Origin of the sequence: Methylosarcina fibrata AML-C10 (genome assembly GCF_000372865.1) — a bacterium.
Classification (GTDB): domain Bacteria; phylum Pseudomonadota; class Gammaproteobacteria; order Methylococcales; family Methylomonadaceae; genus Methylosarcina; species Methylosarcina fibrata.
Map to the genome: position 1 here is coordinate 2,721,505 of NZ_KB889965.1, position 25,727 is coordinate 2,747,231.

Annotated in this window: 23 protein-coding genes; 9 read left to right on the plus strand and 14 right to left on the minus strand. The window is 53.9% G+C overall.

The genetic code is table 11. The features are described 5' to 3' along the window. Positions 1–56 precede the first annotated feature (56 nt). Both cysG and A3OW_RS0112850 read left to right on the plus strand, forming a co-directional pair. Positions 57–1,457 carry a siroheme synthase CysG gene (gene cysG, locus A3OW_RS0112845; RefSeq protein WP_020563845.1) on the plus strand — a complete coding sequence of 467 codons (1,401 nt, stop codon included), beginning with the start codon at positions 57–59 and terminating at the stop codon, positions 1,455–1,457. A 315-nt stretch (positions 1,458–1,772) separates the two neighbouring features. Continuing rightward, positions 1,773–2,111, plus strand: a complete 339-nt coding sequence (locus tag A3OW_RS0112850; protein ID WP_026223567.1) for a cytochrome c — start codon at positions 1,773–1,775, stop codon at positions 2,109–2,111. 173 nt (positions 2,112–2,284) lie between these two features. Here the strand turns inward: A3OW_RS0112850 and A3OW_RS0112855 are convergent, their stop codons facing one another. The 9 genes from A3OW_RS0112855 to nudE form a co-directional block, all read right to left on the minus strand. Continuing rightward, complete coding sequence (locus tag A3OW_RS0112855) at positions 2,285–2,884, minus strand: hypothetical protein (protein ID WP_026223568.1); 600 nt, start codon at positions 2,882–2,884, stop codon at positions 2,285–2,287. 423 nt (positions 2,885–3,307) lie between these two features. Beyond that, a complete protein-coding gene (locus A3OW_RS0112860) occupies positions 3,308–4,522 on the minus strand; it encodes an argininosuccinate synthase (protein ID WP_020563848.1) in 1,215 nt (404 codons plus the stop codon). Positions 4,523–4,922: 400 nt separating this feature from the next. Continuing rightward, entirely contained in the window at positions 4,923–6,056 is a 1,134-nt protein-coding gene (locus A3OW_RS24940; RefSeq protein WP_020563850.1) for a hypothetical protein, read from the minus strand. A gap of 436 nt (positions 6,057–6,492) precedes the next feature. Then, complete coding sequence (gene rsmA, locus A3OW_RS0112875; RefSeq protein ID WP_033411735.1) at positions 6,493–7,299, minus strand: 16S rRNA (adenine(1518)-N(6)/adenine(1519)-N(6))-dimethyltransferase RsmA; 807 nt, start codon at positions 7,297–7,299, stop codon at positions 6,493–6,495. Position 7,300: 1 nt separating this feature from the next. After that, entirely contained in the window at positions 7,301–8,299 is a 999-nt protein-coding gene (pdxA, locus tag A3OW_RS0112880) for a 4-hydroxythreonine-4-phosphate dehydrogenase PdxA (RefSeq protein WP_026223569.1), read from the minus strand. A 187-nt stretch (positions 8,300–8,486) separates the two neighbouring features. Then, complete coding sequence (gene rsfS / locus A3OW_RS0112885) at positions 8,487–8,840, minus strand: ribosome silencing factor (RefSeq protein ID WP_020563853.1); 354 nt, start codon at positions 8,838–8,840, stop codon at positions 8,487–8,489. A 28-nt stretch (positions 8,841–8,868) separates the two neighbouring features. Then, positions 8,869–9,489, minus strand: coding sequence for a nicotinate-nucleotide adenylyltransferase (gene nadD, locus A3OW_RS0112890; protein WP_020563854.1), 621 nt, complete (start codon positions 9,487–9,489; stop codon positions 8,869–8,871). Further along, positions 9,490–10,728 carry a glutamate-5-semialdehyde dehydrogenase gene (locus tag A3OW_RS0112895; protein ID WP_198291376.1) on the minus strand — a complete coding sequence of 413 codons (1,239 nt, stop codon included), beginning with the start codon at positions 10,726–10,728 and terminating at the stop codon, positions 9,490–9,492. Positions 10,729–10,939: 211 nt separating this feature from the next. Then, positions 10,940–11,497: an ADP compounds hydrolase NudE gene (nudE, locus tag A3OW_RS0112905; protein ID WP_020563857.1), complete on the minus strand. Its 558-nt coding sequence runs from the start codon at positions 11,495–11,497 to the stop codon at positions 10,940–10,942. Between the two features lie 138 nt (positions 11,498–11,635). On the opposite strand from nudE, the gene yrfG reads away from it, so the two are divergent. Beyond that, the gene (gene yrfG / locus A3OW_RS0112910) at positions 11,636–12,292 is read left to right on the plus strand and encodes a GMP/IMP nucleotidase (RefSeq protein ID WP_026223570.1); all 657 of its coding nucleotides are present in this window, start codon (positions 11,636–11,638) and stop codon (positions 12,290–12,292) included. Here the strand turns inward: yrfG and A3OW_RS0112915 are convergent. After that, positions 12,255–13,604, minus strand: coding sequence for a DEAD/DEAH box helicase (locus A3OW_RS0112915; RefSeq protein ID WP_020563859.1), 1,350 nt, complete (start codon positions 13,602–13,604; stop codon positions 12,255–12,257). The two genes, yrfG and A3OW_RS0112915, sit on opposite strands and share 38 nt — an antisense overlap. A gap of 115 nt (positions 13,605–13,719) precedes the next feature. Here A3OW_RS0112915 and trxA point away from each other — a divergent pair, with 115 nt between their 5' ends. The 3 genes from trxA to A3OW_RS0112930 all read left to right on the plus strand — a co-directional run bounded on the left by trxA (position 13,720) and on the right by A3OW_RS0112930 (position 16,381). After that, entirely contained in the window at positions 13,720–14,046 is a 327-nt protein-coding gene (trxA, locus tag A3OW_RS0112920; protein ID WP_026223571.1) for a thioredoxin TrxA, read from the plus strand. A gap of 188 nt (positions 14,047–14,234) precedes the next feature. Next, positions 14,235–15,491, plus strand: coding sequence for a transcription termination factor Rho (rho, locus tag A3OW_RS0112925; protein ID WP_026223572.1), 1,257 nt, complete (start codon positions 14,235–14,237; stop codon positions 15,489–15,491). A 62-nt stretch (positions 15,492–15,553) separates the two neighbouring features. After that, positions 15,554–16,381 (plus strand): undecaprenyl-diphosphate phosphatase, encoded by an 828-nt coding sequence (locus A3OW_RS0112930; RefSeq protein WP_020563862.1) that lies wholly within the window; start codon positions 15,554–15,556, stop codon positions 16,379–16,381. Between the two features lie 35 nt (positions 16,382–16,416). On the opposite strand, the gene amrS is transcribed toward A3OW_RS0112930, so the two are convergent. After that, the gene (gene amrS, locus A3OW_RS0112935; RefSeq protein WP_020563863.1) at positions 16,417–17,502 is read right to left on the minus strand and encodes an AmmeMemoRadiSam system radical SAM enzyme; all 1,086 of its coding nucleotides are present in this window, start codon (positions 17,500–17,502) and stop codon (positions 16,417–16,419) included. 129 nt (positions 17,503–17,631) lie between these two features. On the opposite strand from amrS, the gene amrB reads away from it, so the two are divergent. The 3 genes from amrB to A3OW_RS0112950 all read left to right on the plus strand — a co-directional run bounded on the left by amrB (position 17,632) and on the right by A3OW_RS0112950 (position 20,805). Further along, complete coding sequence (gene amrB, locus A3OW_RS0112940) at positions 17,632–18,411, plus strand: AmmeMemoRadiSam system protein B (RefSeq protein WP_020563864.1); 780 nt, start codon at positions 17,632–17,634, stop codon at positions 18,409–18,411. After that, positions 18,389–18,961, plus strand: a complete 573-nt coding sequence (gene amrA / locus A3OW_RS0112945; RefSeq protein WP_020563865.1) for an AmmeMemoRadiSam system protein A — start codon at positions 18,389–18,391, stop codon at positions 18,959–18,961. Before amrB ends, amrA begins: the two co-directional genes overlap by 23 nt. Before the next feature lie 299 nt (positions 18,962–19,260). Further along, complete coding sequence (locus A3OW_RS0112950; RefSeq protein WP_020563866.1) at positions 19,261–20,805, plus strand: alkaline phosphatase PhoX; 1,545 nt, start codon at positions 19,261–19,263, stop codon at positions 20,803–20,805. A 135-nt stretch (positions 20,806–20,940) separates the two neighbouring features. Here A3OW_RS0112950 and A3OW_RS0112955 read toward each other — a convergent pair whose 3' ends face one another. The 3 genes from A3OW_RS0112955 to A3OW_RS0112970 all read right to left on the minus strand — a co-directional run bounded on the left by A3OW_RS0112955 (position 20,941) and on the right by A3OW_RS0112970 (position 25,648). Further along, positions 20,941–22,464 carry a choice-of-anchor I domain-containing protein gene (locus A3OW_RS0112955; RefSeq protein WP_020563867.1) on the minus strand — a complete coding sequence of 508 codons (1,524 nt, stop codon included), beginning with the start codon at positions 22,462–22,464 and terminating at the stop codon, positions 20,941–20,943. A gap of 148 nt (positions 22,465–22,612) precedes the next feature. Beyond that, positions 22,613–24,085: an OprO/OprP family phosphate-selective porin gene (locus A3OW_RS0112960; RefSeq protein ID WP_020563868.1), complete on the minus strand. Its 1,473-nt coding sequence runs from the start codon at positions 24,083–24,085 to the stop codon at positions 22,613–22,615. Between the two features lie 240 nt (positions 24,086–24,325). Further along, positions 24,326–25,648, minus strand: a complete 1,323-nt coding sequence (locus tag A3OW_RS0112970) for a lipopolysaccharide biosynthesis protein (protein WP_020563870.1) — start codon at positions 25,646–25,648, stop codon at positions 24,326–24,328. Positions 25,649–25,727 lie beyond the last annotated feature (79 nt).

The window sequence follows — 25,727 nt, forward strand, 5'->3', positions numbered from 1 at the left end:
ACTACGGAGACCATATAATACCATTCCCTAATATATCCGAAAACGATAGGTACGGAATGGATTATTTTCCCGTTTTTTTAAAGCTCAATGGTCAAGACTGCCTTGTCGTCGGCGCCGGCGATGTCGCTGCAAGAAAAATCGAATTGCTAAGCCGGGCCGGAGCGAAAATTACCGTGATTGCCGATCGGATCAGCCCCACGGTTCAGTCCATGCAGGACTCGCACCGCCTGAAACTTTTGCAAAAACCGTTTTCGCCCGAGGACGTTCGGGGGTTCAGACTGGTCGTCTCCGCGACCAATAATCCCCGAACCAATGAATGGGTCGCCGAAACCGCCGCCGAGCACAACATTCCGGTGAATGTGGTCGACAATCCGGACCTGTGCAGTTTTATTTTCCCGGCCATTATCGACCGCTCGCCGATCATTGCCGCAATCACTTCGGGCGGAGCCGCGCCTGTGCTGGCGCGATTGCTGCGCGCCAAAATGGAAACCCTCATTACGCCGAGCTACGGCCGCCTCGCCCAGTTGGCCGAAAAATACCGCAACGAAGTCAAACGCCGTATCGGTCAGGCCGCGCAGCGGCGTATTTTCTGGGAAACGGTATTTCAAGGCCCCATCGCCGAACTGGTGTTCTCCGGCAAGGAACAGGAAGCCGAGCAATTGTTACAGAGTCGGCTGAACTCTTCCGGCACGGTCGCAGGCCAGGGTGAAGTCTATCTCATCGGCGCCGGCCCGGGCGCCCCGGATCTGCTGACCTTCAGGGCCTTGCGGCTGATGCAGCAGGCCGACGTCGTGGTCTACGACCGCCTGGTCTCCCCCGAGATACTCGATCTGGTGCGGCGCGACTCGGAAAAGATCTATGTGGGCAAGCAGCGTCAACATCATGCCCTGCCGCAGGAATCGATCAATCATTTATTGGCCGAACTTGCCAAGGCCGGCAAACGGGTAGCCCGGCTGAAAGGCGGCGATCCTTTCATTTTCGGCCGCGGCGGGGAAGAGATCGAAACCCTGATGCAGCAAGGCATCCATTTTCAGGTCGTTCCGGGAATTACCGCCGCCTCCGGCTGCGCCACCTACGCGGGCATTCCGCTCACCCACCGGGATCATGCGCAGTCCTGCACCTTCGTCACCGGCCATCTCAAAGACGGTTCGATCAATCTAAACTGGACTCAACTGGCCGCGCCCAACCAGACCGTAGTGATCTATATGGGCCTGGTCGGACTGCAAACCATTTGCGAGTCCCTGATCGCCCACGGCAGCCCCAAGGATTTGCCGATTGCCCTGATTCAGCAAGGCACCACCCAAAACCAGCGCGTTCTTACCGGCACTCTGGAAACACTGCCCGCAGCGGTGGCCGACGAGCCAATCAAGCCGCCCACTTTGATCATCATCGGCACCGTGGTCAGCCTTCACAGCAAACTGGAATGGTTCCATGGCGGAAAACAGGCAACAAAGTAGAGAACCCGGTCGGGATTGCGCAACCGCCAGCCATCCCGAAAAGGCATTCGGACGCCCCCGCTTAAAAGTTCTCGTCCCCCTTAATTAATACGGCCAGTAGGGTCTTTGCTCAAGCTGAAACCGGCCGGTAAAATTCAGTGACCGTTCATGGAAGTTGTTGATAATGAAAAAGACCATCAAGAATTTGGGCGGTCATCGTTAAAAAACAATTGAATTTTACCTTTAAATTCCCTATTCTTTCGCAGTTTAGAATTTTTCCGGGCTGTAATTTCTTGGGGAATTACGGTTCTTTTTTATTCACCTAGAGAGGTCAGCATGAAAAAAACATTAGGTACAGTAGTTGGAATTGCTTTAATTGCTTTGAGTGGACAGGCATTTTCCAGCGAAGCCAATGAAATCGGTAAAAAAATCTATGAGCGTGCTTTCGGACGGGGCTGCGGTACCTGTCACGACATCGCATCGAATCCTCAATTGTCCGCGTTAATCAAAGCAGGCACGCTGGACAGAGCCAAATTTGAACAAGTACTCAGAGATGGCAAAGGCGGCATGCCGAAGGCGCTCGATGAAATCATGAAACAGCCCGCCGTCAAAAAAGCAGGCCTGACCGAAGAATTGGCAATTGACGACTTGTACGAATATTTGAAAAACAAATAAAATCCGACAAGCGTAAAAAAAGCCGCCCATGCTCGGCATGAGGCGGCTTTTTTTACGCCCGGTTTCTGGAAATCGGCGTCGGACGAAACAAAACCCGAGCGTTTTTCGATTGCCTGAAGAGAACGGATCCGTCCGTCCCTCGACAATCGGCAAATACGGGCGAACCGAAAACTCTAGCGCTTGTTCAAATAATGGGTGATCGCTTTTACATAGGGCAACCGGTTGGAATTTTTCAACCAGATGCCTGCGACGGCAGCCAGCATCAGACCGCAAGAAGCCAGACTGACATAGATCAATTGCTTCAGTTGCGAAATTTCCTGAAGCACCTGCTCATTGGCAATCCTTTCCTTATCGTTTTTCTCGACGGGCGGAGAATAGGAACGCAGCACTTTTATGTCGTTTTTCAAGTCCTGAATCGTGCCCAGGGAATTGGCGGTCGTTCCCATACGGACGCTCTCTTCCAGCATGCGCAATTTGCTTTCGATCGAGCCGCTGACCAGGCCAATCATCTGCGCTTTCAAGGCATTGACGTCGGCGGACAGCACCGGATTCATTTCCCTGAGATAAGCGTTATCGGAAACGGGTTTATTACGAAGCACGAGGTCGTGATCGGGAACCAACAAAAACCCCAGAACGAGCACGAGAAACATCAACGAAAGAACAATCGCCAACAAGATTCGGTTAACCTTGATCAAGCCATAATTCGAGGGCATGGTTTGCAGCATTCCTCGAGCTTCGACTAAATGTGCCTGTTTTTCTCGTATGTCGCTCATTCTTTCACCTTCTCAAATCCGGAAGGGCTCGCGCCTCGTTTCAGCAAACGGCCAGGCCTGTCGGGTAAGCGCCTATGGCAAGAAACCCTTCTGTGAGCTTCCGGTTTCAATCTTTCGCCACTTGCGCCGAACAGGCTGGCCGGACACCGAAGCCGATGGCTTTCACTTTCCGGCCATACATAATAATTATTATTTTTAGTATTCACCGGAGATTAAAGGCGGCCTTCTTCTCAAGACAGCATTCATATCCTCCGGCCACGCGATTTCACTAACGCTTTTATATCAGTTACTTATAGAAATCCACAGAAAGTCAAGCATCCCTGCGGCGCGTCCACGAGAGGCCGCTTTCACCCCGGGCAAACGCCACCGATCTATTCGATTATACCTTTTATCGGCGTTTTTCCGTATTTTATTTTTGCGTTTTTACCGTAACCGCTTGGCCGCCGCGATTCTCATGCGCAAGGCATTGAGCTTGATGAAGCCTTCGGCATCCTTCTGATTGTAGGCGCCGCCGTCCTCTTCGAAAGTCGCGATGCTCTCGTCAAAAAGACTGTCGCTGTCGGACTTGCGGCCGACGACCATCACGTTGCCTTTGTAAAGTTTCAGGCGGACCTTGCCGTTGACGTTTTCCTGAGAAGCGTCGATCATCTGCTGCAACATCTTTCTTTCGGGACTCCACCAGTAGCCGTTATAGATCAACGAGGCATAGCGCGGCATCAGCTCGTCCTTCAAGTGCGCCACTTCCCGGTCGAGGGTCAGCGATTCGATCGCCCGGTGCGCCTTCAGCATGACGGTGCCCGCCGGGGTTTCGTAACAGCCTCGCGACTTCATGCCGACATAGCGGTTTTCGACGATGTCGAGCCGGCCGATGCCGTTGCTGCCGGCAATTTTATTCAATTTTGCCAGCACTTCGGCCGGGCTGTGAGGCACGTCGTCGATCGTGACAATATCGCCCCGGCGGTAGGTCAGTTCGATATAAGTGGCTTTGTCGGGCGCTGCCTCGGGAGAAACCGTCCAGCGCCACATGTCTTCTTCGGGCTCGGCCCAGGGATCTTCAAGAACACGACCTTCGTAGGAAATATGCAGCAGATTCGCGTCCATCGAATAAGGCGAGGCCTTTCCTTTTTTCATCTCGACCGGAATGCCGTGCTTTTCGGCATAATCCAGCAGCGTTTGGCGGGAAGTCAAATGCCATTCGCGCCACGGCGCGATAATGCGGATATCGGGACGCAGAGCATAAGCGCCCAGTTCGAACCGCACCTGGTCGTTGCCTTTGCCGGTGGCACCGTGAGAAATGGCCGCGGCTCCGGTCTCATTGGCAATCTCGATCAGCCGCTTGGCAATCAGAGGGCGAGCGATCGAAGTGCCCAACAGATATTCGCCCTCATAAATGGTATTGGCGCGAAACATGGGAAAGACAAAATCGCGCGCGAATTCCTCGCGCAGATCGTCAATATAAATTTCCTTGATGCCCAATGCCTGTGCTTTTGCCCGCGCCGGCTCCACTTCTTCGCCCTGCCCCAAATCGGCCGTAAAAGTGACCACTTCGCAGGAATAAACGTCCTGCAGCCATTTCAGAATTACGGAAGTGTCCAGACCTCCTGAATAAGCCAGCACTACTTTATTGATTTCCGACATATCAACTCATTACCTTGGATTAAATCTTGAATTATACCGGAATACAGGCGAAGGCAGAAAGAGATGGCAACAACAACAGACCGAAGGAAACTTGAAAATCAGGCCGGAAGAGAGTGCTTTTCCAGACATTAGAATGTCCGCCGCCGTCCTTGTTTCTTGGGCGGCAGCCGTTTCGGGAAAAGCCAACCAACCGCGACGCTCTCCCATTGAGGTGGAAAGTCGTTCGACGAGTCAATGATTGAGGAAGGCCGGACCGGCTCATGCGCCGGAAGCAAAACAACCGCCGTGCTCCGGTTGCGCAAAAAGAAGATTGTTTAGAAAGAGAATGAATGCCAGCGAGCTTTCTGCTTTCAGGAATTCCCCGGCCGAGCCGGGGAACTGCATGTTTTAACTGATCGCTTCAAATCGTCATTCTTTTCATATACTTGGCGATCTCCCGATCGAGCTGGACGTTTTTCCAGTTGTCAAAATGTCGCCTCAACATGGAATCGGTGGGACAAGGCGGCAAGGCCGATTCCAGACGACAGCGCAAGGTGGTCAGATAATGCCTTCTCAGCATCGAATCCTGAGGCAAGCATTCACAAGCGGAGAGCTCCCGAACCGCTGCCGCTTTCTGCTCGATTTGAATTGCTGCCGCCGCCGGTTCAACTTGCTGTACAGGCACCGGTTCCCTGGCCGATGCGGACGACTGCAGAACGGCCATCCACGAGTCGTAATGCCGACGCAGCATTGAATCGGTCGGGCGAGCCGGCCATTCGGACGGCATCTCGTGGGTTACTTCGACGGACTGTTTCAGCATCCGGATATGGGCGAGATAGTGGCGCCGAAGCATTGAATCTTCGGGGATCCGTTCCTTGTAAGGAACTTTTTCCTGAACTTCGGCCACCACGGGCGCCGATTCAGCGGCTCGAGTTTCAATGATCGGGGCTGCCGGTTCGGGCATTGCGGTTACCTTCGGCTCGGGCTCGGAAACGGTCTGGGCCCGAGCAACGGTCTTTTCCACCGGCGTAGGTTTCCGTTGGGTTTCCACCAGCTCGGCTCCCGCCAATTGCGGAGCCGTTGCCGCCGGCGTTCTCTCGGGCGCTGCCGACGGGACCGGACGACTTTCGATTTCCTTCAGAAGCTGCGCCATTTCTTTATTTTTCCGTTTACTGGCAAGCCAAACGACAAACGGCATCACAATGCCTAGGACGGCGGTCAGCCCGGAAACAATGGCCGAACCGATAAATCCCTCTTGAACCAGATAATAAGTCCAGCCTGCAAACACGGCCAATACGACCAGCCCGAAAATAAACTCCAGAGTAAGGCTGAACAAGGACACCACACGGTATTTTTTCTTTCTGGCGGAGGCTCCACGGCTCGGCGTCTTCGCCCCGGGCGATGCCGAAGAATCCGAAAGCGCCTGTATCTTTTGCTCGTGGCTCCTTATTGCCCGTCGTAAATCCAGAATTTCCAAAACCGTGACCAGTGCGACGATTAAAACACCGGCGAACGTCGCCTGAATTTCCAATGGAATCGTAGCGAGTGCTTCCATAATCCCCCCCGTTAACTTAGTGAAAATGCAATTTAATTTAATTTAATTTAATGGTTTATTATCGAAATCATGCCGATATAAACAGCTTTCTTTAGGCGAATTCTTTTTTCAACTGTGAACGATTTCGAAATCTATCAGAATCCATACGGATTTTCCAACTAATTATTGCGAGAACAATGGGATCCAGGAAAAATTAATTTTTTGCGGCAGGTACCGGAGATAAAAATCGTCCAACTCCGGGGGCAACGTGCAAACGAAAAAGAGTTAAACGGCGTTGCCGACGGCTAAATCGCGGGCAAAAAAAATGCAACCGATGGTTGCATTAGAGAAGGATATAAAACTCTGACTTGCCAAGGAGGAAGTTTGCATCTCAAGAGTTGAATAAATTATAGCTATATTAACAACTAATAAAATGTGACATATTGTCGCATACCAGTCAGAGCCTGTTTGTCAACTGTTTTGATTCGGCGTCGTACCAATTGCTTATTTTGGCGTAGTCGGCCAGGGAGAGATTTTCCGCTCTATCGCCGGGATCGATGGTCAAACCGGCCCATTGATCCTCGGGAATCAGTTTCTTCAGCGAGTTCCGGATCGTTTTGCGCCGCTGCGAAAAAGCGTGGGTAACCACTTCGTTAAACTTCGCCATGTTGTTCACCCGAACCGGCGGAGTCGCATGCGGCGTCAGCTTCACCACGGCCGACGTCACCTTGGGCACGGGATCGAAACTTTCCGGCGGCACGTCGAACAACCATTCGGCGGCACAATAATACTGCATCATAATGCCGAGCCTGCCGTATTGTTTACTGCCGGGAGCGGCACAGAGGCGTTCGACCACCTCTTTTTGCAACATAAAATGCATGTCCTCGATGCATCCGGCCGTTTCCAGCAGGTGGAACATCAGCGGAGTCGATATGTTATAGGGCAGATTGCCGATGATGCGCAGCTTTTCCCCATCCCCGGCAAGCGCCTTGAAATCGAATTTCAACGCATCGACGCTGTGCACCGTCAGGTTCGGATGGCCATGGAATTGGGCCTTGAGCAAGGCGACCAGATCCCGGTCCAGCTCGACGAGATCGAGACGGACGCCTGTTTTCAGCAAAGGTTCGGTCAGAGCGCCCTGCCCCGGCCCAATCTCGACCCAATGCTCGCCCGGCCGTGCCTGAACTGAAGACAGGATCTGCCTAATAACGGAAGCATCGTGAAGAAAATTTTGCCCAAAGCGTTTGCGGGGAATGTGCATCATTCTATCGGATCGGTTTCGAGGCCATCGCCAGAGCGGTATCGAGAGCCAGTTGCAGACTGCCGCCGTCGGCCTTGCCGGTGGCGGCCAGATCCAGCGCCGTGCCGTGATCGACCGACGTGCGGATGATGGGCAGACCCAGCGTAATATTGACGGCGCGGCCGAAGCCCATATGCTTCAATACCGGCAATCCTTGATCGTGATACATAGCCAATACGGCATCGGCGGAGTCAAGATATTTGGGAGTAAACAAGGTATCGGCGGGCAGCGGGCCGATCAGATTCAACCCCTGCTCGCGAAAACCGGCAAGCACCGGCTCGACGACGTCGATTTCTTCGCGGCCGAGATGGCCGTTTTCGCCGGCATGAGGATTCAGGCCGCAGACCAGAATTCTGGGATTTTCGAGCTTGAATCGTGTGCAGAGGTCATGCGCAAGCACCCGAATGACCTGTCTCAACCGGGTATGGGTTATGGCCCTACTGACTTCGGCAAGCGGCAAATGGGTGGTGGCCAGAGCCACCCTGAGCCCCGAGGTCGCCAGCATCATCACCGGCCACCCGCCGGTGAGATCGGCAATATATTCCGTATGACCGGAAAAGGAGAAGCCAGCGTCGTTTATAACTCCTTTGTGGACCGGCCCCGTGACCATGGCGTCGAACAGACCATCCATGCAGCCTTTCGCTGCTTTGGTAATGGTTTTCAGAACATAACGGCTGTTCGCCGGATTCAACACGCCGGCTTGCACCGGCTCCGCCAGCCCCACGGACCAAACGGTCAATACACCGGCCTCTTGAGCCGAGGCCGGCAAAGCCCCGTTGAATTCCTTGATCCGGATATTGAGTCCCATCGCTTCGGCACGCTGGCGCAAGAATTCCGCATTGGCGATCAGGACCAGTTCGCACGGCCAATTCCTCAGAGCCAGTTGAAGGCAGAGATCGGGGCCGATGCCGGCGGGTTCGCCGGGAGTGACTGCGATGCGAAGCATAGTTGAAGGAGCGGACATGAGAGTCGGGAAAAATTGCCAGGAATGAAAAAAGCCAGGGCATCGGAGTGAGCCGGCCGCGAACCCGCTGGGCGCAGACTTAATCGATGCCCGCCAAGAAAGATGCCCAGATAAAACAGAAAGCCGGCCCCGCCTTAAACTACAGCCGGAATCGCATCCTGCGCCTGAACCGAATCGTATCGGCCGGTCAGCCGGCAGCCTGTTCGCTTTCTTTGGGCCGTTCCACCGACCACAATTTTTCAAGCTGATAAAACTCGCGGGCCTGAGCCGTCATAGCATGCACGATGACGTCGCCGAGATCGACGAGCACCCAGTCCGAGCCGAGATCGCCTTCCACGCCCAGAGGCTTAACGCCGTTCTCTTCGACTTTTTCCACCACGTAATCGCATAAGGTTTTCAAATGCCGGTCGGAAGTCCCGGTCACCAGGACCATGTAATCGGTAAAACTGGTCTTGCCGCGAACATCCAGGACCGTAATGTATTGTCCTTTCCGTTCGTCCAAAACCTGCCGGACAATGTTCAATAACTGTTCTGCTTGCATTCAAATTTCCAACGGTAAAATAAATTCATCATTTTTCATAAAGCCCCTGGCTACGAATATAGTCTAGGACAGCATCCGGCAATAAAAAATCGGGATTCCGCTTTTCGGCAATCGCTTGCCTGATCCGGGTGGCCGAAACATCGAGCAAAGTAATCGGCTGGAAAAACAGTTTTCCCGCCGGCGCCTGCCTCAGTTGCTCTTTCTCTTCGGCCAACCTGAGTTTAAAAAACTCGTTCAGCGGCTGCGGCGCAAAGCCCGGGCGAGTCAGAACCGCAAGATGGGCATACTCGAACAGATGCTGCCATCGGTGCCAGGAGGTTAAACCGTTAAAGGCATCGCAGCCGATAAAGAGCAGCAGGGGCCGGCCCGGGAATTCGTTACGCAACGAACGCAGCGTATCCACCATATACGACGGTCCTGCCCGGTCCAGTTCCCGGGTATCGACCACCCACCCCGGCCGGTTGTTTATCCCGAGCTTGAGCATTTGCAAACGCTGAAACGGCGCCGCCACCGGCTGAGGGCGATGAGGCGGCACCGAACACGGAATCAATCGGACTTCGGACAGCCCGAAAAGTTCCTTGGCCTCAAGCGCCGAACGTAAATGACCGTAATGTACCGGATCGAAAGTGCCGCCGAAAATACCGATCATTTACTGCCGGACGTGACCGTCGCCCAGGACGACGTACTTCAGCGAGGTCAATCCTGTCAAACCGACCGGCCCCCGCGCATGCAGCTTGTCGGTGCTGATGCCGATTTCGGCGCCCAGACCGTACTCGAAACCGTCGGCGAAACGCGTCGAGGCATTGACCATTACCGAACTCGAATCCACTTCCCTGAGAAAGCGGCGCGCCAGCGTGTAATTTTCCGTCACAATGGCGTCGGTATGGGCCGAACCGTATTGATTGATGTGCGCGATGGCTTCGTCGATGCCGGCAACGACCCGGATCGAGAGGATCGGCGCCAGATATTCGGTATGCCAGTCCTCTTCCGTGGCTCTTTGACAACCGGGAATCAACGAACAGGTTTTCAGGCAACCTCGAAGCTCCACCCCTTTGCCTGCGTAAATTTCGGCCAGCCGCGGCAAAATCCTGCTCGCGATCCCTTCGGCGACCAGCAGGGTTTCCATCGCATTGCAAACGCCATAGCGATGGGTTTTGGCATTGTCGGCGATGCGGACGGCCTTGTCGCAATCGGCCGAGTCGTCGATATAGACATGACAGACGCCGTCCAGATGCTTGATGACCGGAATCGTCGCCTCCCCGGCAATGCGCTCGATCAGGCTTTTACCGCCGCGCGGTACGATGACGTCGACATACTCATTCATGGTAATCAGCTCGCCGACCGCGGCTCGGTCCGCCGTCGCCACAATCTGCACGGCGTCGACCGGCAATCCGGCCGCTTCCAGTCCTTGCGCGATGCAGGCGGCAATCGCCCGGTTGGAATGGATGGCTTCGGAGCCGCCTCGTAAAATGCAGGCATTGCCGGATTTCAGGCACAAGGCCGCGGCATCGACGGTAACGTTGGGGCGCGACTCGTATATGATGCCGATGACGCCCAGAGGCACGCGCATCCGGCCGACTTGAATACCGCTGGGCCGGTAGTTCAAATCAGTGATCTCTCCGACCGGATCGGGCAAGGCGGCCACCTGATGCAAGCCTTCGACCATCGCCTTCAGGCTTTTCGGGGTCAACTCCAGCCGGTCCAGCAGCGCGGCGTCCAATCCACGGCTTCTGCCGGCGTCCATGTCCTTGCGATTCTCCGCAATCAGTCTCTCCTCGCTGCCGGCAATGGCTTCGGCAATGGCCAGCAAAGCCCGGTTTTTTTTACCCGTATCGGTCCGGCTGATTTCTCTTCCGGCCGCTCGGGCGCTTTCCCCCAGGCTGCGCATGTAAGTCTTGATATCCACTGATCTCACCAGATTAGGTTAAACCTTTAATTATATCGGTTAATCCGTGCGTTTAACAGACCGCGCTCCTTCGCCTTTCCGGCCGCCCTGTACGCAGCCGGAAAGAGAAGCCAGTAAACGCAAAATATGGAAGAACACGAGGCCGATGGTCCGGAAACATTCCTGCCTGCCGAACAAGCTGCTCAGGGAAAAGCTATCCCAACAGCGCCTTGAAATATTCCAGAGTCATGAACAAAGCGGCAATCGAGCGTGCCTCGGTGCATTCGCCGGTCGCGATCAGTTCGTTGATCCGGCTTATTTTCCAGGGAACGACTTCGAGTTCTTCCGGCTCGTCGCCAGGCAGTTTTTCGGCGTACAGGTCTTCGGCGACGATGATCTCGGTCATGTGCTCGAGATAGGAAGGAGCGATCGAGAAGGAACTGAGATGGTGCAGTTTGCGGGCGCCGAAGCCGATTTCCTCCTTCAGCTCGCGGTTGGCGGCTTCGAGGAACGACTCGCCGGGGTCGGTTTTGCCTTTCGGCAAGCCCAGTTCGTAGCGGTGCACGCCGGCGGAATATTCGCGGATCAGCAACACGGTTTCCGGGTCCATCATCGGCACGACCAGCACGGCTCCGCCGCCGGCATTGCCCCGGATCAGCCGTTCGTAATTCCGCTGCTCGCCGTTGCTGAACTCAATGACGAGCGATTCGATATGAAATAGCCGGCTCTTGGCAACGGTGGTTTTGTTGAGAATGATCGGTTTTTCAGCCACGGTGTTATGATAACACTAAAACTTCAATAAATGCCGGTAACGCTTGCGTCTCACCGCCCTGCGGGCTTGAGCCACTCCCCGCTCGGACATGCCGGGCGGGGAAGCTTTAATCTATAAAGGTTACTATAACGCACAATGATCATCGATTGGAATAAAATTGACACCGTTTTACTGGACATGGACGGCACTTTGCTGGACTTGAATTTCGACAATCATTTCTGGAAAGAGTTTGTACCGCTGAAATATGCGGAACGGCACGGTCTTTCTCTCGGCGCCGCCAAGGAACAACTGGAACCCCGCTTCAAAAGCATGGAAGGAAAGTTGGAATGGTACTGCCTTGACTACTGGAGCCGGGCGCTGGCTCTGGATATCGCCGGCCTGAAAGCGGAGATTTCGGGACTGATCGCGGTTCTGCCGCACGTCGTCGAGTTTCTTGAAAAGATCAGGCGATCGCCGAAACAGGTGCTGCTGGTCACCAATGCGTACCGGCACAGTTTGGGCCTGAAGATGGAAAAAACCTGTCTGCAGCCGTTTTTCGACGGAATTTTCAGCTCCCACGACTTCGGCCTGCCGAAGGAACATCCGGGATTCTGGCCTTTGCTGCAAGAAAAACACCCTTTCGACAAACACGGTGCGCTGCTGATCGACGACAGCCTGGCGGTGCTTCATGCCGCCCGGCAATTCGGCATTCGGCATCTGGTTTCGGTCAGCCGATCGGACACGCGGCTACCCAAAAAGGTAATTATCGATTATCCGGCTATTGAGGACTTCCGAGAACTGATGACGGGGCTCTAGGCTTGCGGTTTCTACCCGGCTTCGAACGCTTGCGCTGAAACTCGCCGCGGGGCTTTTCGGGCTTTCTCTCGGGGACGACCGCCTCGGCCAACAGCTCCCTGGCCACCGGCTTGACCGGTATTTTTTCCCCGATGTATTCTTCTATGTCGGGCATCGAATAGGCGTATTCCTCGCAGATAAAGCTGATCGCTTCGCCGCTCGCGCCAAAGCGCGCGGTGCGCCCGATCCGGTGCACGTAATCCTCCACGTCCTGCGGCAGATCGTAATTGATCACGTGGGAAACGTCGGGAATGTGCAGCCCGCGGGCCGCGACGTCGGTTGCAATCAGCAGGGTAATGTTGTTTTCCTGAAAATCGTTGAGAATCCGCTGACGTTTTTCCTGCGGCACGTCGCCGCTTAAAGCGGCCGTTTTATAACCGTTGACGTTGAGGACGTCGTCCAGTTGTTCCGCGCATTTTTTGGTGTTGACAAAAATAATGCTGCGCTGGGGCTGATATTGATTCAATATGCCGAGCAACAACGGTATTTTCTGCTCGTTGGACGGGCAAAAGGCGCTTTGCCGGATGGCTTTGGAAGTCACCGCCTCGGCCTCGATGCGAATCAGCACCGGATTGTTCATGTGTTCATAGGCCAGTTCCGTAACCTTATAGGACAAGGTCGCCGAAAACAGCATGTTCAGCCGCGTTTCCGGCGGCGGCATGCGCCGAAACAGATAACGGATGTCCTTGATGAAGCCCAAATCGAACATGCGATCGGCTTCATCGAGAACGCTGACCTGGATGTGATCCAGGGTAAAGGCGTTCTGCCGGTAAAAATCGATGATGCGCCCCGGCGTGCCGATGATGACGTCGACGTTCGATTTGATTCGATCCAGTTGTTTTTGATAGTCGGTGCCGCCGTAAATCAAAGCGAACCTGAGATTAAGAGGCTTGCTGAGCTGCAAGGCGTCCTTATGGATCTGAATGGCAAGCTCACGGGTCGGCGCCAGAATGATCGCCCGCGGGTTTCTGTTCCTGCCGCTTCCGGCAGGAGGCTTGGGCTTTTTCACATCGGCTTCGGAAGCTTCCTCTTCCTCGCCGGCGCCTTCGACGTCATTGACCAGGCGCTGAAAAGTGGCCAGCAGAAACGTAGCGGTCTTGCCGGTGCCGGTCTGCGCCTGGCCGGCAATGTCCTTGTCGCGCAACAGCAAGGGCAATGCTCTATCCTGAATCGGAGTACAGTACTTGAATCCGGCCTGAGTCAAACCGGTCAGGATTGAATCGGACAATTCCAGATTGCTGAAACGGGTTTCGGTTAAATGTGTCGTATTCATAGTCTCTATAGCATAACGTAAAAATCAAATTGGCAGTACCCGATTAACTAGAAATTGATTGACTACGTGCTTCATCCCTCCTATAGTTTTAATTTTAATTTGTTGGAGAAATAGTGTGAGCGACTCAGTCCTTCATGTGAGTGATAGCGAATTTAACGAAAAAGTTATTAAAGCTAGCGGTCCTGTTCTGGTTGATTACTGGGCTGAATGGTGCGGTCCTTGCAAAATGATTGCCCCGGTTCTGGATGAAATAGCTAAAGATTATGCGGGCAAATTGACCGTCGTTAAATTGAACATTGACGAGAATCCCAAAACCCCCCAGCATTATGGCGTACGCGGAATTCCCACGCTGATGCTGTTCAAGGACGGCGAAGTGGAAGCGACCAAAGTTGGCGCTTTAACCAAATCCCAACTCGCTTCATTTCTTGACAGCAATATTTAAATAGATGCCCCTCACTCGACCCGTCATAATTATTAGACGGGTTCGAGAATTTAAGCTATACTTAATGAAGGCGCCAGGTCCGGTGTCTTCCAGCATATCGTCCGATACACTGCACCCCTTAAATCTGAATCCTGTTCGGGTAATTACGGATCAACTCCGTACCTACTCTCCTGCGAATTGTCTTTTTTATGAATCTAACCGAGTTAAAACTAAAACAAATCAGTGAAGTTATAGAAATAGCCGAGTCCCTGGGACTTGAAAACGTTGCCCGCTCACGAAAGCAGGATTTGATTTTCGCTATTTTGAAAAAGCAGGCAAAAGCCGGGGATGACATCTACGGTGACGGCGTTCTGGAAATTTTGCAAGACGGTTTTGGTTTTTTGCGTACTCCGGGCTGTTCTTATCTGGCAGGACCCGACGATATTTATGTATCGCCCAGCCAGATCAGACGGTTTTCATTGAAGACCGGCGACACCATCAGCGGCAAGATCCGGCCGCCGAAGGATAATGAGCGCTATTTCGCCATGCTCAAGGTGGAGCAGATCAATTTCGAGCCTCCGGAAAACACCAAAAACAAAATTTATTTCTCCAATCTCACCCCGCTGTTTGCCAAGGAGCGTTTTGTGCTCGAACAAGGCAACGGCACCAGCGAAGATTTGACCGGGCGCATCATCGATTTGATCGCTCCCATCGGCAAGGGCCAGCGCGGCTTGATCGTGTCCCCGCCGAAAGCCGGTAAAACCATGATCCTGCAAAGCCTGGCCCAGGCGATTGCCGACAAGAATCCCGAATGTTACCTGATCGTTCTACTGATCGACGAACGTCCGGAAGAAGTGACCGAAATGGAGCGTTGCGTGCGCGGCGAAGTGATCTCCAGCACGTTCGACGAACCGGCGACCCGCCATGTTCAAGTGGCGGAAATGGTCATCGAAAAAGCCCGCCGTCTGGTCGAGCATAAACACGACGTGGTCATTTTGTTAGACTCGATTACCCGTCTGGCCCGGGCCTACAACACCGTCGTGCCTTCTTCCGGCAAAATCCTTACCGGCGGCGTCGACGCCAATGCCCTGGAAAAACCCAAACGCTTTTTCGGCGCGGCGCGAAACATCGAAGAAGGGGGCAGCCTGACCATCATCGCCACCGCGCTGATCGATACCGGTTCGAGAATGGATGAAGTCATCTACGAAGAGTTCAAGGGCACCGGCAACATGGAATTGCATCTCGACCGCAAGATTGCCGAAAAGCGGATTTATCCGGCCATTAACATCAATCGCTCCGGCACCCGCCGGGAAGAATACCTGGTTGATCCCGACACGCTGCAAAAAACCTGGATTCTGCGCAAAATACTGCAACCGATGGATGAAACCGCCGCCTCCGAATTCCTGATCGGCAAGCTGAAAGACTTCAAGACGAACGCCGAATTTTTCGAATCGATGAAGCGTTAATTTTTTCGTAATAATTTTCTTGTATCATTGCCGCCTCATTACCGCTGAATTCCGATCCGTTCATGGCCGATCCCGCCTCCTTGCTTCATGCGATCATCCTCGGCATTGTCGAGGGCTTGACCGAATTTTTACCCGTTTCTTCCACCGGACACCTGATCCTGACAGGACAATTGCTGGGCTTTAACGATGAAAAAGGCAAGGTCTTTGAAATCGCCATTCAGTTTGCGGCGATTCTGGCCGTCGTTTGGGAGTACCGAGTCCGGCTGTGGCAGACTCTGCTGGGCATAACCTCCGACCCGCCGTCGCAGCGGCTGGCGGTTAATCTGACCGTATCCTTTCTGCCCGCCGCGGTGCTGGGCTTTCTCTTTTTGAAACAGATCAAAACCTATTTGTTCAATCCCGTGGTCGTGGCATCGGCGTTCATCGTCGGCGGCCTGCTGATCATTTGGGCCGAGCGCAGGCAGCACGTCATCCGTGCCGAATCGATCGACGACATGACCTGGAGGGATGCCTTGAAGGTGGGCTTCGCCCAGGCCTTGTCGATGATACCCGGCACATCGCGCTCCGGCGCGACCATTATCGGCGGACTGTTTTTCGGACTGTCCCGCCGCGCCGCCACCGAATTCTCCTTTTTCCTGGCCATCCCGACAATGTTCGCGGCCACGTCCTACGATGTTTACAAGCATCGCGACCTGTTCAGCGTCGACGACCTCGACCTGTTCGTCGTCGGCGGCATCGTCTCCTTCTTCAGCGCTTTTCTGGCGGTGCGCGGACTGCTCCGCTTCATCAGCCGCCACGACTTCACCGTGTTTGCCTGGTATCGCATCGCTTTCGGCCTGCTGGTGCTGCTTTCGGCCCGGATGGGCTGGGTGGACTGGGGCAATCAGTAGTTCTCAAAACGCACCCTCGCCCGCCGCGCCGGAATCTAACCCAAAGCCACCGACTGCCGTTTAGCGCCCCAGTGGCCCGGCTTGTCCTCGAACACCCCGGCGCACTTCTCGCCGCAGGAAGGGCACTCTCCGGATGCATCGGTATGCCACTCCAGCAGTTCGTACCAGTCACGGCCGATCAACAATTGCCCGCAACGGTGGCAATAGGTGCTTCCTCCCGTCCTGTCGTGCACGTTGCCGACGTAGGCGTAGCGCACGCCGTTTTTCAAGGCGATCTCTCTGGCCTTCACCAGGGTGGACTTCGGCGTTCTCGGCTTGTCGAGCATTTTCCAGTCGGGGTGAAAGGCGGTAAAATGCATCGGCACGTCCGGTCCCAGGTTTTCCACCACCCACTGCGTCATCTCTTCCAGTTCCTTTTCCGAATCGTTTGCCTCCGGGATCAGCAGGGTCGTCAGTTCCAGCCAGACCGAAGTTTCGTGCTTGATGTATTTCAGGGTGTCCAGGACGGGCTGCAAATGCCCGCCGGTGATCAGATGATAAAAATGCTCCGTGAAGGCTTTTAAATCGATATTGGCCGCGTCCATCCACTGATAAAATTCAGTCCTGGGTTCTTCGCAGACATAACCGGCCGATACCGCCACCGACTTCAGACCGAGACTTCGGCAGGCCTTGGCCGTGTCGATCGCATATTCGTGAAAAACGACCGGATCGTTATAGGTATAGGCGACGCTCCGGCAGCCGTGTTCGCGCGCCGCCTGGGCAATGGCCTCGGGCGACGCCTTGCTCATCAGGGTATCCATTTCCCGTGATTTGCTGATGTCCCAGTTCTGGCAGAATTTGCAGGCCAGGTTGCAGCCGGCGGTGCCGAAAGAGAACACCGAGCTGCCCGGTAAAAAATGATTGAGCGGTTTCTTTTCGATGGGATCGATGGCAAAGCCGCTGGAACGGCCGTAACTGGTCATGACGATTTCGTTATTGAGGTTCTGCCTGACGAAGCAGAGCCCCCGCTGGCCTTCGTGCAATTTACAGAAGCGCGGACATACGTCGCATTGAATCCGGCCATCGTTCAGCACGTGCCAGTACTTGGTTTTTACCGTATCGTAAGTTATAAAATCGGTCATAAATTCTCCGGGAACCTATCAAATTTCTCTATCATCTAAAGATCGGCAAGAGTCATATAATTTTTCAATGAGCCTATTGAGTCCCCATGGTCCTAAAGCTTGTTAACGATAACTATAAGGATTATCCCAATGAATAGACAACCCGCAGTAGCTGGAACTTTCTATCCGGACAATCCCCGCGAACTTCACCAAATCCTGGACGAATATTTGAATGATGCCGAAACCTCGAGAAAAGTTCCCAAAGCCATCATTGCGCCTCACGCCGGCTATATTTATTCGGGGCCGGTAGCCGCGACGGCTTATGCCCGGCTGATCAAGGCGCACGACGTGATCAATCGCGTGGTCCTGATCGGCCCGTCGCACCGGGTCGGATTTAGCGGACTGGCGGTGAGTAAAGCGCAAAACTTCATTACGCCCCTCGGCAGCGTTCCGGTCGATCAGGACGCGGTCCGCATCCTGATGCAACTGCCGTTCGTGCAATGCCTCGAACAGGCCCATACCTTCGAGCACAGCCTGGAAGTGCAACTGCCGTTTTTGCAGGAAACGCTGGACAGCTTCAAAATCGTGCCCATCGTCGCCGGCGATGCGACCGCCGAACAGGTGAGCCAGGTTCTGAAAGTATTATGGGGAGGAGAGGAAACGCTGATCGTCATCAGTTCGGATTTAAGCCATTACCACGACTACGCAACCTGCCAGAAACTGGATAAAGCCACCACCGATCTGATCGAGAATCTGCAATACGAAAAACTAGCCCCCGATTTCGCCTGCGGCATGGTTCCCGTCAGTGGCTTATTGAAACTGGCCGGCGAAAAATCCTTGACCGTCAGAAACATCGATCTGCGCAACTCCGGCGATACGGCGGGCGACAAACGGCGGGTGGTGGGCTATGGCGCCTACGTCGTTGACTAAGCTTCAGCGCCAGCAACTTTTGGAACTGGCGAAAAATTCGATCCGCCACGGTTTGCGCACCGGCCGGCCGCCGGCGGTCGATCCGACCGACTTTTCCTCCGAATTGGCCGAACTTCGCGCCACTTTCGTCACTCTCCATAAAAACCGCCAATTGCGGGGCTGCATCGGTCTATTGAAAGCGGCTCGGCCGTTGGCGGTCGACGTCTCCGAGAACGCCTTTGCCGCCGCCTTCAAGGACCCCCGCTTTCCTCCGGTCGAGACAAGCGAGTTCAACGAATTGGACATTCATATTTCCATCCTCACCCCGGCCGAACCCCTACCCTTTGCATCCGAGCAGGATCTGATCGAACATCTGCAGCCGGGCGTCGACGGCCTGATTCTGGAAGAAGGCAATCGCCGCGGCACTTTCCTGCCTTCGGTCTGGCAATCGCTGCCGAAACCTCGGGATTTTCTCCGACAGTTGAAACAAAAAGCCGGCTTGCCGGAAGATTACTGGTCCGATCGGATACGGGTGTTCCGTTACCGCACCGAAGAATTCGGCGAAACCTGAGACTCGGCTTATTGATAGCCTGGAGCGTCTTCATATCACGGGTAGGGGCGAATGAATTCGCCCCTACCCTCAATCCGTACACGCAAACCGAAAAGGCTTTAGATAATACGGAAACAGGCTTCGTCGTTCAGGATGCATTTCTGTCGTTTGCCGACTTCGGATTCCTGTTTATTGTGGATTTCTCAAAGGCTGTTTCAACGTCATGGTCATGCAACCGTCATCAAACGGTAGCCGGCTTTTAATACAAAAATTTTAAAGTGTTCCTCCTGAAGCCATCCACTCAACCAGGAGAACCTTTAATGAAAAAAAACTTACTTTCTTTGGCTATCGGTCTGGCGGCAGCGGGACCTGCGGCGGCCGCCCCTGATTTCGGAGTCAAAGTTCAGGATTATTTACTGGCCCACGCCAGGCAATATTTCGGTTTTCTGAAGCCGTTGCTCGATTCCGAAACCACCGGCGTGCCGAGAGCGCCCGAGCAAACGGCAGCGAGTCTGATCAAGCTGGCGCCCGGTCTGAAAGCCGACATCGTGAGCCGCAAGATAGCCGACAGCTCCGACATGATCGCTTTCTGGCCTAACGACGTCCATCCGACGCATATCGTCAGTTGTGTCGAAGCCGGCAATTCTCAAATCGGGACTTATGACGGCACCGTGCCCAAGCTGGAGCCTTCCGTGCAAACGATCGAACTCGCCACCGGCGAAGTGCGCACGATCCTGAGAGGCATGATCAGTTGCGACGGCATCCGGCGCACGCCCTGGAACACGATTGTCGTGACCGAAGAAACGGATGACGGCGGTCTCTACGAGATCCTGAACCCTCTGACCACGACCGAGCAAACACTCGCGGCTCGGGGCGAAAGCAACACGACCGACAGCTCGGGCAATGCGGTGACCGGACAGATCGAATACCGCGGCGCCGTCGGGAAACTGGCCTGGGAAGGACTCGACCTGACCGCCGGCGGCGTTGTCTATTACGGCGATGAAGAGCGCCCCGGATCGGGCGGCCCCGATGCCGACGGCGGCAGCCTGTTCAAATTTGTGCCCAATGCGCAGTGGGACGGCACCACGCCCGTCGCCAGCTTGAGTCAGTCACCGTTGGTGGCAGGCAACGTTTACGCCTATCAGGCTTCCTGCCAGCCGAGAACCAGCGGCAGTTTTCCGCAATTCGGCCAGGGTTGTGAAATCGGCGAAGGCGCCTGGGTGAAAGTGGATCCGGCCAACTTGCGTACGTCGGCCGGCGCCAACTCCGCAACCGGATTTTACCGCCCCGAAGACGGGCATTTCGATCCATCCTACACCGGCGACGGCGTTCGATTCTGCTGGACCAATACCGGCAACAGCAGCGCTCAAAATCACGGCGAAGTGATGTGCCTGATCGATACGAATCCCGCAGGCACCGGCGAAAAAACGGTCGATGATCCGGAAGTCAACGCCCACGGCCTGACTTATCTGGCCGATAGCGGAGAAGACAAAGGATTTGCCGTGGCCACGGCAAACCGCGCCGTCGAAGGCGACGAAGAGCTCAATCAACCCGACAACCTGGCGTTCCAGCCGGTCACGGGCAATATGTACGTGATTGAAGACAATCCTTTCGGCGACATCTGGGCCTGCCTGCCGGACGGCGCCGACCGCGACCTCAAGTCGGACGGCTGCGTGAGGGTTCTGTCGGTCAGGGACAGCAGCGCCGAACCTACAGGCTTCATTTTTACCGGCGACGGCAAAACCGCTTACGTCCACATCCAGCACAGCGACGATGCCGGCTGTATCGACGGCAGCGACTGCGCCCTATTCGACGATTATCCGACCGACGATCTGATCCGGATCACCGGCTTCAAAATCAAATAAGCTCCGTAAGAAAGAAACAAGCCGGAATTAAAAGGCCGCGTCAGCGGCCTTTTTTTCAACACCCTCAACAATCTCCCGCCGATAGCCCTTCCCTTTTCTGTCCATTCCAGGCTTACTCCCTTACCCAACCAGTTTTTATGATCCATCAAGCGGCGTTTTTACAATCTTGAAGCATTCCACGGTGCCGCTCATTTCATTCGCAGTCAGCAGATAATGTTCATCGCCGATCATATAGTGGGCTATGCCTTCGGGCGATTTGCCTTCTTCTCCGGCCATTTTGCCCAGCGATACGACTTTGGGATGATAAGGATCGGCCAGCGAAATCAATTCCACCGCCCCGGCTCTTTCCATGCCGACCGCGACGAACGGCACGCCGTCCAGATCGAACGACACCAGCATTTCCGGTTCGGAGCCTTTTTTGTTGCTGCGGCGCTCGGGATAAACCTGGTTGGCAAAGGCGACTTCATCGATTTGGCTGCCGGTATCGCCCAGCAAGACGCCCGTTGCCGCATCGAAGACACTGACCGTGCGTCCGCCGCTCATCGGCTGCTCGGGATCGGTCGGATCCGCTTCGGTATCGCCCTCGTCGGCGGTGACGAAATAACGGCCTTTGTCCGTCAGCGCGATGCCGTCGGGCTCCCGAAGCCCCGTCATCGATTGATTGAACTGGATCCAGCCGTCGTAGCGGGCATCGACTTTGTGCTTCGCGATGCCGAGAGCGCAGTAACCGGTCACTCGCTCATGCGCCAGATCAACGTAAGCAACGGCATCGTCTTCCTGAAGCGTAACGTAAGCCTTCTTTCCGTCCGAAGTGATTGCGATATATTCCGGCTCTAATAAACCCAGCGAGTTGGACTTTACCGGTATCATTATTTTCTTTTCGCCGTTCTGTTCCGCTCCGAACACCTCATGGCCTTCGAAGGTACCCAGCAAAATCTTTTTCTTTTCGATTTTACCGTTGCCGTCAAAATCGAGTTTTTTGCTGATCTTGCCGTCGCCGTTCCAGTCGATTTCTCTCTCTAAAAACCGGCCGCCCTGAGTTACGATGAAGCCTTCGTTATTTATATTGTTCGCCAGTTCCAGATTCTTGTGATGGACGATATGGCCGGATCGGTTGAATCGAACAATCGAAATGCTGCCTTCCGGCTTGAAAAATTGCTTGGCATTCGGCTCGAAGAGAAAATCCTCGCCTTCATTGGCGATCACGGCGAGCCGGCCGTCGGCAGAAAAGACTACCGCATCCGGGCCGAACCCGACGATGATGCGGTCGACCAAGGCACCGGTCGACGCCGAGCGGATTTCCAGCCGGCCGGGGTTGACGCCGGCATCGACAGTGGCCGCAAACAGATCTTCCGACGGATGAAACGCCACCGAGGTCAGTTCTTCACCCGGATGCAGCCCCAGGCTGAACCGGGCAATTCGCTGCAAATGTTCGGGGCGGCCAACGTCGATTAGATCGACTTCGCCGGTTTCGTAATTGTTCAGCACCGCCCGCAACGTCGCTTGCTGAACGCTGATGATCTCGGTGCCTTCCCGATAGCCGGAATCGTACAGACTGACGGGTTCGAGAGCCCATTGCCGCTGCGATGTCGAGGGCGTTACCGCACAAGCGGACAACAAGAAGATGGGCAACAGTTTAAGAATATCGAATGATCTCAAAATAGCTCTGAATTTAATTTAATGGTTTATATTATGGTTTCCGAAGCTTTGGTCAGCTTCAACCGTACATGATATATGAATTTGTGCCAATAAAAAAAGCCGCACCGATAAAACGGCACGGCTTTTTATCAATTTTATATTATCTGATTTAGTATGCTAATTGTGCGCGTAGGGTAAATGTATTGTTATTGTCCGGATCGCCGCCTGAAACGGTTGTAACAGCCGGATTTTTAATACTGAACGCTCTAGTGTAATCAGCCATTAACCGGAAATTGCTATTAAAGTACCAGTTTAAAGCAACAGTGATGTTCGATAGCTCGCCCCCTTTGAAAGAACCGTCGTTGAGGTCGACCGCCGAATATCGTGTCGCCAGTTCCCAAGCGCCCCAACCGCCATTTTTCAAACTGAAATTTTTAGTTGGATCTATCTTATAAAATTTGCCGCTTTTGAACTTGCGCGATTCGCCTGTTATTGACCATGCCGCGTCTACATACCATCCGTCAAATTCAAGATTGTCATTGCCTGAATCTTTTCGATCAAGCCAGGTACGCGTATATTCCGCACTTGCTGAAAAAGGTCCGTAGATGCCCCCGGTTTCCAGCCCCAACATTTTAATGTTGTTAATGTTTTTAACAGGGGTTTCTATTAAAAAGAGGTTGGACATATGGTCGGTTTCATATTCATATACCAACCCTTTATCAAGAACTTGGTCATTAGCGTTTGGCGCCCGGTAATTGCCGGCAATACCTGCGTATATCATCTTCCCTTTTTCATCAATCGGGGCATAAGTGGTGCGCCCGGAAACACTCCAGCCTTCATCGGCTTTACCGTTATTTTTATTGGCTGAAATCGTATCTCCGTAAATACCGAGGGCTGCGGTCCATGTGTCCTTGGCTTTACTTTGAAGATTCAGACCGATCGCCCGGTCAACAACCGGGCCATTTAATACGTTCATCAATGACCGTTCGGTAAACATCAAGTCATTGGAACTTTCCAGCAATTCCCTGCTGAAGTTTTGCTTCTGTTGACCGCCGGTAACGTTCATGAAATTCAAACCGGTGTATTCCATAAATAAATCTTTCATGGCAACGCTGTTATCAGCGAAATCCGCTTGGGTCTTAAAATTCCAGTCTTTAAAGAAGACACCTGTAAAATCAATCCGTGCGCGGCGGAATTCCGTGCCGTCATTGGCTTCAACATGATCTGTCGTGCCCGCTTCAACAAAATCATCGTTGTTGCTGTAGTTGGCGTCGGCCTGAATACGCCCGCCCAGTTTAAACTGGAAATCCTTATCCGCAGATTCAACTTGCAAGCCTTTTTTATCCATGGTGACCTTCACTTTTTCGGCTTCGGTCATGTGCTCCTGCAACGCCTTGATTTCGTTGGTCTTCATTTCGAGATCCTGTTTCACAGCGGCCAGCTCTTCGCTTTGCGCCGGCTGCGCTGCGGGCGCCATTTCGTCGACCTGGACGAAGGAGCCCATCTTTACCCGGTTACGGCCGGGCTCGGCGTAAATCTGTTTGGTTTTGACGTCGACATACAAATCGATGGCATAAGCGGACGAAGCAGCGCCGGCGCCCAGAGCCGCGGTCACTGCCAGAGTCAGAGTGGATAATTTCATGTAGTGCTTGCTCACAGTTGGTTAACAAAAAAACTGGAGCAAGAATAGGAAAGTCAGATGACAGCTTTATGACCGCTTTATGACAATTTGATGACAATGCAACAATTCAATCGATTTGTTGTCTTTCGGCAAATTTTTAGCGTTTGTTGCCGATATCCCGCATGAATGGCATTGATTTTTTCGATTTTACCGTTTCCGCAACAGAGACCGATTTCGCCTCCGGCAAAAACCGTGCGGCCGCTACCAGCGCTTGAAATGCAGTTCCGCGATGATCCGCAAGCCGAGGAACAAAAGCGTCACCGACGTCATGTAGGCAAACGCCACGCCGGTCATGCCGAGGCTCGAACCCAACACGAAACTCAGCAGGACCATCGACGAGGTCGCCGCCAGAGTTGAATAGAACACAATCCGCTTGCGGCCCATAAACTGCAAATAATAAGGTATGTCGGCGTATAATGCGCTGATCGCAGCCCCGACCGCGATGATGACCAAAGCCGTATAGCCGGTGGAAAAATGAGCTCCGAATAACCCGAGAATGTTGTCGCCGTACCAATAAATGATAATCAGCAACGACAGGATCAAACCGCCGACGATCAACGCCCGCTCCTGCAGCAACTGCCGGATCGAATCCTTGTCCCGATGTTCCATGAAGGCCGCCATCATCGGCAGATAATACCGATTGGTCGACGTGCCGATCAGCGAGATAAAACTGCCGGTCTGCGCGGCGGCAGCGTAAATGCCGACTTCCCGGCTCGACGGAAACAACAGTACCAGAATGACGACTCCGCTGCTGGTCATGACGGTCATCATCAAACTGTTCATGACCAACGGCAGGGAATTTCTCAACCAGCTCGCGCCGTTGATCAAAGGATCGGCGTGATCGACGGCCAGCGGTTTGAAAAAAGAGCTTAGCCTCAGCATCAGTAAACTGACCATCGTCCAGGCCATGCCGTAACAACTCACCGCAATCAGGGCGGATAAACGGGCCAGGCTGATGGAAATCCCGATGAGAAAAAAAAGATAAAGCGCCGGCAACAATAACCGGTAAATCGTGACGCTGAGCAAATAAGCGCCATGCGCGGCATGAAATTCAACCAGATACAAACCGACGCCGATAACCGGCAAGAAACCCGCATACACGACGATGGCAATATGGTAATTCGCTCCGTGGATGGCCAGTATGGATTCCAGGGAAACACCGAGAGCCACCGTTAAAAAAAGAGCGAAGCCTAAAATCGTGCGCAACGAGAACCGCCAGAATCCCCGATAGCGCCGCCAGTCCTGCCGTTCCCGAAACAGCGGAAAAGCCTGCAGGGCATATTTCTCGAGGCCCAGCGTGGCAAACGTCGACAGCATGGTGACGGTCGAAACGGCGACCGTGTAATCATTGAACTCTCCGATGTTCAAAGCGTGGGCCAGCATGACGTTGGTTCCATACATCAGGACATAATGGGCCAATGCCAGAAAAAACAGCAGAATCGAGTGATGAAAATTAGGACGCAGCTTTAAACGCCGCTTGGGAACTGTAGTTTCTTGCTGTTCGTGGAGCTGAAGTCTGCGCACGCTGAAAATTCAGGCATAAATTAAAAAGGGAAATAACGCTTCGACCGCCTTTCTTGACGAAACAGAAGATCGGCCCCGA

What these genes read in the sequence shown, in the direction of transcription:
- rho (WP_026223572.1), top strand. Translation starts at nt 14,235, where the DNA reads ATGAATCTAACCGAGTTAAAACTAAAACAAATCAGTGAAGTTATAGAA.
- amrA (WP_020563865.1), top strand. Translation starts at nt 18,389, where the DNA reads ATGGCGCCTACGTCGTTGACTAAGCTTCAGCGCCAGCAACTTTTGGAA.
- cysG (WP_020563845.1), top strand. Translation starts at nt 57, where the DNA reads ATGGATTATTTTCCCGTTTTTTTAAAGCTCAATGGTCAAGACTGCCTT.
- rsfS (WP_020563853.1), bottom strand. Translation starts at nt 8,840, where the DNA reads ATGCAAGCAGAACAGTTATTGAACATTGTCCGGCAGGTTTTGGACGAA.
- nadD (WP_020563854.1), bottom strand. Translation starts at nt 9,489, where the DNA reads ATGATCGGTATTTTCGGCGGCACTTTCGATCCGGTACATTACGGTCAT.
- A3OW_RS0112895 (WP_198291376.1), bottom strand. Translation starts at nt 10,728, where the DNA reads ATGCGCAGCCTGGGGGAAAGCGCCCGAGCGGCCGGAAGAGAAATCAGC.
- A3OW_RS24940 (WP_020563850.1), bottom strand. Translation starts at nt 6,056, where the DNA reads ATGGAAGCACTCGCTACGATTCCATTGGAAATTCAGGCGACGTTCGCC.
- A3OW_RS0112850 (WP_026223567.1), top strand. Translation starts at nt 1,773, where the DNA reads ATGAAAAAAACATTAGGTACAGTAGTTGGAATTGCTTTAATTGCTTTG.
- amrB (WP_020563864.1), top strand. Translation starts at nt 17,632, where the DNA reads ATGAATAGACAACCCGCAGTAGCTGGAACTTTCTATCCGGACAATCCC.
- A3OW_RS0112860 (WP_020563848.1), bottom strand. Translation starts at nt 4,522, where the DNA reads ATGTCGGAAATCAATAAAGTAGTGCTGGCTTATTCAGGAGGTCTGGAC.
- pdxA (WP_026223569.1), bottom strand. Translation starts at nt 8,299, where the DNA reads ATGTCCGCTCCTTCAACTATGCTTCGCATCGCAGTCACTCCCGGCGAA.
- A3OW_RS0112950 (WP_020563866.1), top strand. Translation starts at nt 19,261, where the DNA reads ATGAAAAAAAACTTACTTTCTTTGGCTATCGGTCTGGCGGCAGCGGGA.
- A3OW_RS0112855 (WP_026223568.1), bottom strand. Translation starts at nt 2,884, where the DNA reads ATGAGCGACATACGAGAAAAACAGGCACATTTAGTCGAAGCTCGAGGA.
- A3OW_RS0112930 (WP_020563862.1), top strand. Translation starts at nt 15,554, where the DNA reads ATGGCCGATCCCGCCTCCTTGCTTCATGCGATCATCCTCGGCATTGTC.
- rsmA (WP_033411735.1), bottom strand. Translation starts at nt 7,299, where the DNA reads ATGATGCACATTCCCCGCAAACGCTTTGGGCAAAATTTTCTTCACGAT.
- A3OW_RS0112960 (WP_020563868.1), bottom strand. Translation starts at nt 24,085, where the DNA reads ATGAAATTATCCACTCTGACTCTGGCAGTGACCGCGGCTCTGGGCGCC.
- amrS (WP_020563863.1), bottom strand. Translation starts at nt 17,502, where the DNA reads ATGACCGATTTTATAACTTACGATACGGTAAAAACCAAGTACTGGCAC.
- A3OW_RS0112915 (WP_020563859.1), bottom strand. Translation starts at nt 13,604, where the DNA reads ATGAATACGACACATTTAACCGAAACCCGTTTCAGCAATCTGGAATTG.